Origin of the sequence: Romboutsia sp. D33t1_170424_H2, from assembly GCF_015669105.1 — a bacterium.
Taxonomy (GTDB): Bacteria; Bacillota; Clostridia; order Peptostreptococcales; family Peptostreptococcaceae; genus Romboutsia_C; species Romboutsia_C hominis.
In genome coordinates, this window is the sequence record NZ_JADOZQ010000025.1 from 1 (window position 1) to 10,454 (window position 10,454).

Consider the following 10,454-nt stretch of genomic DNA (forward strand, 5'->3'; position numbering starts at 1 on the left):
TACCTGGTTGATAGGTCGAAGGTGTAAGTGCAGTAATGTATTTAGCGTATCGATACTAATAGGTCGAGGACTTGACCAAAATAAACCTAAAGGTTTATATCGCCAACCAAATCATTATTAAAATTTTAATAAGGAAGATTTCGGTTGCTAAGAATAAAATGATTAACTCTAGATGATATACAGTTTTCAGAGTATTAACTCTAAAAGATAAAGATTATGTGGTTATTATAGCAAAGAGGATACACCTGTTCCCATACCGAACACAGAAGTTAAGCTCTTTAGCGCTGATGGTACTTGGAGGGCGACCTCCTGGGAGAGTAAGACGTAGCCACGTAATCTTTTTTTGCGTTCAAAAATATAAAAATTTTAAGTATTTAATATTGGAATAAATTTATAAAAAAAATGCAAATTAAAAAAATATGTTGTGAAAAAAAGTTTAATAAACTACAATTACCTTAAGAGTAAAAATTTTAGCAATTTTGGAAACGATTCCGATAACGTTTCCAAAATTGCTAAATAAAATATTTAGTCAATAAAAAGGGGGATTGTAGGTGAATTTATCAGAAGGCCTAAAATTAAAAACTAATAAAGACATATCTGATTGTTCAAATGAGGAAATTTATTTTGCATTACTAGAATTAGTTCAAGAGCTTAGCGAGAAAAAAGTAATCAAAAATCAAGGCAAAAAGAAATTATATTATATATCAGCAGAATTCTTGATAGGAAAATTATTATCTAGTAATTTGATAAATTTAGGTATATATGATCAAGTAAAAGAAATCTTATTAAAGCATGGAAAAAATATATCTGAGATAGAAGAGATAGAGCCTGAGCCATCTTTAGGAAATGGTGGTCTTGGTAGATTATCAGCATGTTTTCTAGATTCTATAGCAACTTTGGGGATTCCAGGAGATGGTATTGGTTTAAATTATCATTTTGGTTTATTTAAACAAGTATTCAATAATAACTTACAAACAGAAGAAAAAAATGAATGGATTGATAAGGTCGGGTGGTTGAATAAAACCAGTACGACTTATGATATTAATTTTGGGGAATTTACTTTAAAATCTATACTTTATGATATTAATGTTACAGGATATAATAATCAAACTAATAAACTTCATTTATTTGATATAGAAACGATTGATGAAAGCATAGTAAAAGGTGGTATAGATTTTGATAAAGATAATATCGAAAAGAATCTTACTTTATTCTTATATCCTGATGATAGTGATGAAGAAGGTCGTCTTCTTCGAATTTATCAACAATACTTCATGGTAAGTAATGGTGCTAGATATATATTAGATGAGTGTATGGCAAAAGGAAGCAACTTACATGACTTAGATGAATATGCAGTAATACAGATAAACGATACTCATCCGACTTTGATTATACCAGAACTTATACGTTTATTAGTTGAAAGAGGAATAGAATTAGATGAGTCTATAAAAATTGTAACTAAAACATGTGCATATACTAACCACACAATTTTAGCTGAAGCTTTAGAAAAATGGCCTATTAAATATTTAGAAAAGGTTGTTCCACAACTTATACCTATAATAAATGAGTTAGATGATAGAGTTAGAGAAATTTATGAAGATGAGTCTGTGTACATTATAGATAAAAATGATAATGTAAATATGGCTCATATAGATATACACTATAGTTTTAGCGTAAATGGAGTAGCGTCACTTCATACTAATATATTAAAAAATAATGAATTAAATAATTTTTATAAAATTTATCCTGAAAAGTTTAATAATAAAACGAATGGAATAACATTTAGAAGATGGCTTATTCATTGTAATCCACTATTAACAGAGTTTATAGAAGAATTGATAGGGGATGAATTTAAAGCTGAGGCAGAAAAATTGCAAGACTTGATAAAATATATAAATGATGAAAAAGTACTTCAAAAGTTATTAGATATAAAACATTCTAATAAAGTTGAATTAAAAAATTATCTTAAAAAGACTCAAAATATAGATATAGATGAAAATTCTATTTTTGATATACAAATAAAAAGGTTACATGAATATAAAAGGCAACAAATGAATGCATTATATGTAATTTATAAGTATTTGCAAATTAAACAAGGGAATACACCAAAAACTCCTATTACAGTTATATTTGGAGCAAAAGCTGCCCCAGCATATACTATTGCAAAAGATATAATACATTTAATATTATGTTTACAAGAACTTGTAAATAATAATGAAGAAGTTAGTAAATATTTAAAAGTTGTAATGGTTGAAAATTATAATGTTACTATTGCAGAAAAACTAATACCGGCATGCGATATATCAGAACAGATTTCATTAGCTTCAAAGGAAGCAAGTGGAACTGGTAATATGAAATTTATGCTAAATGGAGCATTAACGCTAGGTACAGAAGATGGAGCTAATGTAGAAATACATGAACTTGTTGGAGATGATAATATATTTATATTTGGGGAGAAGAGTGATAATGTAATTAAACACTATGAAAATGGAGATTATGACCCTCTTGATATTTATATAAAGGATAAAAATATAAAAGAAATAGTAGATTTTATTGTTAGTGAAGAGTTAATGCACATTGGATGTGAAGAAAATCTTATTAGGCTATATAAAGAAATAATAAGGAAAGATTGGTTTATGGCTTTATTAGATTTTAATGAGTATTGCAAAAAGAAAGAGGAAGTCTTTAAAGAATATGAAAATAGAAATAAGTGGGCAAAAAGAATGCTAGTTAATATAAGTAAAGCAGGTTATTTTTCTTCAGATAGAACTATAAATCAGTATAATAAAGATATTTGGAAGTTACAGTAGAAAAGTCAATTATAAAACTGCATATGATCACAATAAAGGACAAAGTATAAAAGAATAATTTCTTGATTTTGAGAATTGTAGATGATAATATTTAAGTAAAGGGTCAGGAAACCGATATCAGTAACGTTTTCGGTAACGTTACCAGTAAGGCTTCAAAGGGATGAAAATTAAAAAAGGGGGATTTACTATGATTAAATTGAAAAAGTTTGTAACAATTGCTTTATCTGCAGTTTTAACAACAGCAGCACTAACAGGATGTTCTTCATCCTCTGATGATAGTACAGCTAAGGAAGATGGTAAGGGGTCAGTATATTACCTAAACTTCAAGCCAGAATCAGAATCACAATGGAAGAAAATTGCTGAGGATTATGAAAAAGAAACTGGTGTAAAAGTAAAAGTAGTTACAGCTGCAAGTGGAACTTATGAACAAACATTAAAGTCAGAAATAGCTAAAAAAGATGCTCCTACATTATTCCAAATAAATGGTCCAGTAGGATATGAATCATGGAAAGAGTATTGTGCTGATTTAAAAGATACAAATCTTTATAGTAAATTATTAAATCAAGATATGGCTATAAAAGATGGGGATGGAGTGTACGGTATACCTTATGTTGAGGAAGGGTATGGTATAATATACAACCAAGAAATAATGGATAAATACTTTGCATTAGATGGTGCAAAAGCTAAATCAATAGATGAAATAAATAATTTTACAAAATTAAAAGAAGTTTCAGAAGATATGCAATCTAAAAAAGATCAATTAGGAATAGATGGAGTATTTGCTTCTACATCACTAACTCCTGGTGAAGATTGGAGATGGCAGACTCATTTAGCAAATCTTCCTGTTTATTATGAATATAAAGATAAGGGAGTATCTAACTTAGACAAAATAGATTTTACTTATTCAGATAACTTTAAAAATATATTTGACCTATACATAAATAACTCAACTTGTGAACCTACATTATTAGGTAGCAAGACAGTTTCAGACTCAATGGCTGAATTTGCACTTGGAAAAGCTGCAATGGTTCAAAATGGTAACTGGGGATGGAGTCAAATAGCAGAAGTTGAAGGAAATACTGTTAAAGCAGAAAATGTTAAATTTATGCCGATATATACAGGTATTGAAGGCGAAGAAAAACAAGGACTTTGTATAGGAACAGAAAATTTCTTCTCTATAAATAGTAAAGCTTCAGAAGCAGATCAAAAAGCATCAATTGAGTTTGTTGAATGGTTATTCACTTCTGATACAGGTAAAAATCATGTAACAAATGAATTAGGTTTCATAGCTCCATTTAATACTTTCAAAGATTCAGAAACACCTCAAGATCCATTAGCTAAAGAAGTTTTAAGATATTTAGGAAATAAAGATTTATACAATGTAGACTGGAACTTTACTTCTTTCCCTAGCCAAACATTTAAAGATGATTTTGGTGCAGCATTACTTGAGTATTGTAATGGAAATATGAAGTGGGAAGATGTTAAGAAATTAGTAGTTGAAGAATGGGCAAGTGAAAAAGAAGCATCTAAATAAATTTTGAATTAATTTGATTTGTAAGTGAAAGGGCTTAGCCATAGATAACAGTATAATATCGTTAATATAATTTAGGATAAATCCTATTTATTTGATGAGAGAAATGCTTGTTTATGGTTTAAGCTTTTTCTTTAAACTAATTTGTTATAAGAAGTTTAAAATTATTAATATTAGGGGGAACATTATGCAAAAAGCACTAAAAAAATACTTTCCGATATTTCTAATTCCAACTCTGATTGCATTTTCTATTGCATTTATAATTCCTTTTATAACAGGTTTATATTTATCTTTTTGTGAGTTTATTACAATAAGTGATGCAACATTTGTGGGAATAGAAAACTATAAAAAGGCTTTTTCAGCAGGTCAAGGGTTTGTTGAGGCTTTTGGATTTACTACGATATTTACAATTATATCTATTATAACAGTTAACATACTTGCATTTACCCTTGCTTATTTTTTAACAAAAAAGATAAGAGGGACAAACTTTTTCAGAACTGTATTTTTCATGCCAAACTTAATAGGTGGGATAGTTCTTGGGTATACTTGGCAGTCTATGATAAATTCATTTTTAGCTAATTATGGAACGACTCTTGTTGCTAATCAAAAGTATGGCTTTATAGGATTAATTATACTTATGAATTGGCAAATGATAGGGTATATGATGATTATTTATATAGCTGGGCTTCAAAGTGTGCCTAATGAATTAATAGAGTCAGCAAAAATTGATGGAGCAACAAAATGGCAGACACTAAAAAATGTAACTATACCAATGGTAATGCCATCTATTACAATTTGTACTTTTTTAACTTTATCAAATAGCTTTAAGTTATTTGACCAAAACTTAGCATTAACTAATGGAGCCCCAATGCATAAAACAGAAATGCTAGCTCTTAATATAGTTAATACATTCTATGGAAGAAATAATTATGAGGGTGTTGGTCAAGCTAAGGCAGTTATATTCTTTGTTATAGTAGCGGTAATAGCTCTTTCTCAATTATACTTCACTAGAAAGAAGGAGGTTGAACAGTAATGCAAAACACAATGGCTAGAAAAAAGAATGTAGGAGACAATATAGTATTTATTATACTTTGTGCATTAGTAGTAGTATTTTTAGCACCGATTATATTTATAGTTGTAAATTCATTTAAGGGAAAATTCTTTATAAGTGACAATCCTTTTTCCTTACCTACTGCAGAAACATTTGTAGGTATCACAAATTATATTAATGGTTTACAGAAAACAGGGTTTTTAAGTGCTATTGGATGGTCATTTTTTATTACAATAATGTCAGTAGTAGTAATTTTACTTTTTACTTCTATGACAGCATATTACATTACAAGAGTAAAGAGTAAATTTACAAGTGTGTTGTATTACTTATTTGTATTTTCTATGATAGTACCTTTTCAGATGGTAATGTTCCCGATGGTAAAGTTAGCTGATACTTTACATCTAGCAAATCCGTTAGGTATGGTAGCGTTATATTTAGGATTTGGATCAGGATTATCGATATTTATGTTTAGTGGTTTTATAAAATCAATTCCACTAGAAATAGAAGAAGCTGCTATGATAGATGGATGTAATCCTTTACAAACATATTTTTACATAGTTCTTCCTATTTTAAAACCAACTGCAATCACTGTTGCCATACTAAATGCTATGTGGATATGGAATGACTACTTACTACCTTATTTAGTTATAGGTTTATCTACAAAATACAAAACTATACCAGTAGTAATTCAAATGTTAGTAGGTTCTAATGGAAATAGAGATATGGGTGCGATGATGGCTATGTTAGTATTAGCAATCATTCCTATTATAATTTTCTATTTAATATGTCAAAAGCACATAATAGAAGGAGTAGTTGCTGGTGCTGTTAAAGGATAATATAAGGGGTAGAGGAGAGAGATTATGAGAAGAAGTGGGATGTTGTTACCTATTTCAAGTTTACCCTCAAAATATGGAATAGGTAGTTTTTCAAAAGAAGCTTATGATTTTGTAGATATATTAGAAAAAACAGGTCAGAGTCTATGGCAAATACTGCCTCTAGGACCTACAGGATATGGTGATTCTCCTTACCAATCATTCTCAACTTTCGCAGGAAACCCATACTTTATAGATTTAGATGAATTGGTTAAAGAAGGACTTTTATCTGAAGAAGAATGTAATAGTTATGACTGGGGAAGTAACAATGAATATATAGATTATGAAAAAATATATTTATCAAGATTTAAAATTTTAAAAAAGGCTTATGAAAGAAGTAACATAAGTAAAAATAAAATATTTAAAGCATACTGTGAAAAGAATAAGTGGTGGTTACACGATTATGCGTTATATATGTCGATAAAAGATTATTTTGGTTCAAAGTCGTGGATAGAGTGGGATGATGATATTAGATCAAGAAAAGAAGAAGCTATATTGAAATATGAAGAAAAGTTAAAAGATGATATTGTGTTTTATAAGTATCAACAATACTTATTCACTAAACAATGGAGCAAGCTTAAAGCTTATGCAAATAAAAGAGGAATATCCATAATAGGAGATATCCCTATATATGTAGCTTTAGATAGTTCTGATACATGGGCTAATCCAGAGTTGTTTCAATTAGATAAGGATTGTATTCCTACAGCTGTAGCAGGTTGTCCTCCAGATAGTTTTTCAAAAACAGGTCAATTATGGGGAAATCCACTGTATTATTGGGAATATCATAAATATACAGATTATGAGTGGTGGATTAAAAGAATAGAGTATTCTTTTAAATTATATGATGTTGTAAGGATAGATCATTTTAGAGGTTTTGATGAGTATTATGCTATACCATATGGAGAAAAAACTGCTATAAATGGATCTTGGGAAAAAGGTCCAGGTTTAGATTTATTTAAATATATAAAAGGAAAATTAGGAGATGTAGAAATAATAGCAGAAGATCTAGGGTTTTTAACAGAAAGTGTAAAACAACTTTTGAAAGATACAGGATACCCGGGTATGAAAATTCTACAGTTTGCTTTTGATTCAAGGGAAGAAAGTGATTATTTACCTCATAATTATGAAAAAAATTGTATAGTATATACAGGGACTCATGATAATAGTACAATTAGAGGTTGGTATAAAGAAATTAGTCCGCAAGACAAAAGAATGTGTGTTAATTACATGAACAATAAATATACTAGGGAAAGTATAATACACTGGGATTTTATATGTTTAGCTATGAGAAGTGTGGCTAATACTTGTATAATACCTGTACAAGATTATTTAGGATTAGGTAATGAAGCTAGAATAAATGTACCATCTACATTAGGTGATAACTGGAAATGGAGAATGAAACCAAATTGTTTCTCTAAGAACTTAATAAAAAAAATAAGGATGTTAACAAAGGTATATGGAAGAAAATAATTTTGAAATATATTATTTGATGTGCTAATGCATTAAAATATTAAATTGAAAGGAAGCCGTTGATATGAAGGCAATCACAATTAAAGATATAGCAAAAAAATGTGGCGTAGGGGTAAGTACGGTATCAAGGGCTATTAATAATCATCCAGATATAAATGAAGAAACTAGACGAATGATTATGGAAGTAATAAAAGAAAGTAACTTTATTCCTAATAATAGTGCCAGAAATTTAAAACTTTCAGATACGAAAACTATAGGAGTATTAATAAAAGGTATAGATAACCCATTTTTTCAAAATATGATAAAAGTATTTGAAGAAGAAATACAAAATAGAAAATACACATTTATATTGCATAGAGTAGATTCTAGTCAAGATGAGGTTGAGGTAGCTTTAGAGCTTATAAAAGAAAAAAGGTTAAAAGGAATAGTATTTTTAGGTGGATCTTTTTCACACCAAGAGGATAAGTTACAAGAAATAAAAATACCATTTGTACTAAGTACGATAGCTATAACAGATAATGTAGATAAGAATTTATATTCATCGGTATCAGTTGATGATGTATATGAAAGTAAAAAGATAGTAGATTTTTTATGCGATAATGGACATAAAAAAATTGCAATTCTAGCATCATATAGTACAGATATGAGTATAAGTAATTTGCGTTTAGAAGGATATAGAAAGTCTTTAAGAAGTAGGGATATCCCGATAAATGAAAATTTAATTAGATATACTTGGGATAGCACTAATTCATATAGTATGGAGAATGGATATAATCTAACTAAAGAACTTATAAACTCTAAAGAAGAATTTACTGCGATTTATGCAATTTCTGATAGCATGGCCATTGGAGCATGTAAAGCTATACTAGAGTCTGGAAAAAGAATACCAGAAGATTACTCTGTTGTAGGATTTGATGGATTAGATATTACATACTATTATAATCCATCTATAACAACAATACGTCAACCTATTGAAGAAATGGCAAAGGAAACCACTAAGATATTATTTGACTTAATTAATAAGAAAAGTAAAAATCAACACAAAATCTTTGAAGGAAAACTGCTTGTAAGACAATCAACTTCTAAATTAAATAAATAAATTTGGAAAATAAGAATAATTTTAAGTAATGATTACAACCAATAGAAAGGATTTTTTATGGATAATTTATTTAGATATGGTGGCAAGTTTTGGGAAACATTAGATGAGATAACAGATATAGTAGTGTTAAATTTTTTATTCATAGTTTTTAGTATACCAATTATAACAATAGGAGCATCCTTAACAGCGACATATTCTGTAGCTTTAAAAAAGGTTAAAGATGAAGATGTACATGTTACTAAAGAGTTTATAAAACGATTTAAAGAGAATTTTAAAATTAGCACTGTAGTATGGATATTAATGATAGTAGTTGGAAGTGTATTATTACTAGATTTTCACATATCTAATTTAATATCTGATAAAACTTTGGGGGTAATGTTAAAGCTTATATCTACGATAGTAGGAATAATATTTTTATTTAACTTTACATATGTATTTCCTATTATATCTAAATTTAATAACACTATAAAAAATACTATAGTAAATTCTATTCTTATATCAATACAAAACCTACCTTATACAATAATAATGTTGACTATGAATTTATTATGTGTAATATTGATGTTTTCATTAGTTGATTATTTTGGATATATATTATTTTTTTATATGGTAATTGGATTTGGGATTACTTCATATATTAACTCTATATTTTTAAATAAAATATTTTATAAATATATAAATTAAAAAAGTATAAATATATTTATTTAATAATAAGTAATATAATAGCATAGATTAATCTATGCTTTTTTTATGTAATTGGATAAGGCGTTATGACATGGCGCTTTGCCGATACATTGCTTAATTAAAGTAAATTTTTTATTGTTTATTATGACTTAGATAAAATTTAAAAAAGTTAATAAATTAGTTGATAATGTGGATAAAAAATGGACTGAAAGAGTTTTACTTAATTTGACACTGTTAATAATGTTAATAAAATCTTATACAAATAAATTTTAAAAATATATCACAAAAAAATTAAAAAATATATTGACTAATAATTAGAATGGTGATAAAGTATTACTTGTCCAAGAGATACGGACGAAAAATAAAACGAAAGAAAATCTTGACTAAAGGTTAATAACCTGGTAAGATAAGCAAGTCGAGAAAATGAACTTTGAAAATTAAACAGTAGGTTAATTTATATAACTGATTCTTAAAAGAATCGAAAACAAACCAAGCCAGATATTCAGATAATGATAGTCTGAGCAGGAAAACTTATATTTGAGAGTTTGATCCTGGCTCAGGATGAACGCTGGCGGCGTGCCTAACACATGCAAGTCGAGCGATTCTCTTTGCTAAAGAGCGGCGGACGGGTGAGTAACGCGTGGGTAACCTGCCCTGTACACACGGATAACATACCGAAAGGTATGCTAATACGGGATAATATGTTTTTATCGCATGGTAAAAATATCAAAGCTTTTGCGGTACAGGATGGACCCGCGTCTGATTAGCTAGTTGGTAAGGTAACGGCTTACCAAGGCGACGATCAGTAGCCGACCTGAGAGGGTGATCGGCCACATTGGAACTGAGACACGGTCCAAACTCCTACGGGAGGCAGCAGTGGGGAATATTGCACAATGGGCGAAAGCCTGATGCAGCAACGCCGCGTGAGCGATGAAGG

Annotated in this window: 7 protein-coding genes and 3 rRNA genes; all 10 read left to right on the forward strand. The window is 29.0% G+C overall.

Translation table 11 applies throughout. From position 1 onward, the window contains the following. A 23S ribosomal RNA gene (locus tag I4U66_RS14180) occupies positions 1–79 on the forward strand; the annotation flags it as partial. 138 nt (positions 80–217) lie between these two features. Then, positions 218–334 (forward strand): 5S ribosomal RNA (gene rrf, locus I4U66_RS14185). Positions 335–551: 217 nt separating this feature from the next. Next, positions 552–2,810, forward strand: a complete 2,259-nt coding sequence (locus I4U66_RS14190; RefSeq protein ID WP_166506047.1) for a glycogen/starch/alpha-glucan phosphorylase — start codon at positions 552–554, stop codon at positions 2,808–2,810. 187 nt (positions 2,811–2,997) lie between these two features. Further along, positions 2,998–4,344 (forward strand): ABC transporter substrate-binding protein, encoded by a 1,347-nt coding sequence (locus I4U66_RS14195; RefSeq protein ID WP_166506046.1) that lies wholly within the window; start codon positions 2,998–3,000, stop codon positions 4,342–4,344. A 184-nt stretch (positions 4,345–4,528) separates the two neighbouring features. Next, on the forward strand, positions 4,529–5,374 hold the full coding sequence (locus tag I4U66_RS14200; protein WP_092923315.1) for a carbohydrate ABC transporter permease: 846 nt from the start codon (positions 4,529–4,531) through the stop codon (positions 5,372–5,374). Next, positions 5,374–6,228 (forward strand): carbohydrate ABC transporter permease, encoded by an 855-nt coding sequence (locus tag I4U66_RS14205; RefSeq protein WP_092923317.1) that lies wholly within the window; start codon positions 5,374–5,376, stop codon positions 6,226–6,228. The genes I4U66_RS14200 and I4U66_RS14205 overlap by 1 nt, the downstream gene beginning before the upstream one ends. Positions 6,229–6,252: 24 nt before the next feature. Next, positions 6,253–7,734, forward strand: a complete 1,482-nt coding sequence (gene malQ / locus I4U66_RS14210) for a 4-alpha-glucanotransferase (RefSeq protein ID WP_195929269.1) — start codon at positions 6,253–6,255, stop codon at positions 7,732–7,734. A gap of 64 nt (positions 7,735–7,798) precedes the next feature. After that, positions 7,799–8,833 (forward strand): LacI family DNA-binding transcriptional regulator, encoded by a 1,035-nt coding sequence (locus I4U66_RS14215; RefSeq protein ID WP_195929271.1) that lies wholly within the window; start codon positions 7,799–7,801, stop codon positions 8,831–8,833. Positions 8,834–8,890: 57 nt separating this feature from the next. Beyond that, positions 8,891–9,517 (forward strand): YesL family protein, encoded by a 627-nt coding sequence (locus I4U66_RS14220; RefSeq protein WP_195929273.1) that lies wholly within the window; start codon positions 8,891–8,893, stop codon positions 9,515–9,517. Positions 9,518–10,050: 533 nt separating this feature from the next. Then, positions 10,051–10,454 (forward strand): 16S ribosomal RNA (locus I4U66_RS14225); the annotation flags it as partial.

Excerpts from the sequence above, each read along its gene's own strand:
- I4U66_RS14195 (WP_166506046.1), top strand. The coding sequence starts at position 2,998 with ATGATTAAATTGAAAAAGTTTGTAACAATTGCTTTATCTGCAGTTTTA.
- I4U66_RS14200 (WP_092923315.1), top strand. The coding sequence starts at position 4,529 with ATGCAAAAAGCACTAAAAAAATACTTTCCGATATTTCTAATTCCAACT.
- I4U66_RS14205 (WP_092923317.1), top strand. The coding sequence starts at position 5,374 with ATGCAAAACACAATGGCTAGAAAAAAGAATGTAGGAGACAATATAGTA.
- malQ (WP_195929269.1), top strand. The coding sequence starts at position 6,253 with ATGAGAAGAAGTGGGATGTTGTTACCTATTTCAAGTTTACCCTCAAAA.
- I4U66_RS14215 (WP_195929271.1), top strand. The coding sequence starts at position 7,799 with ATGAAGGCAATCACAATTAAAGATATAGCAAAAAAATGTGGCGTAGGG.
- I4U66_RS14220 (WP_195929273.1), top strand. The coding sequence starts at position 8,891 with ATGGATAATTTATTTAGATATGGTGGCAAGTTTTGGGAAACATTAGAT.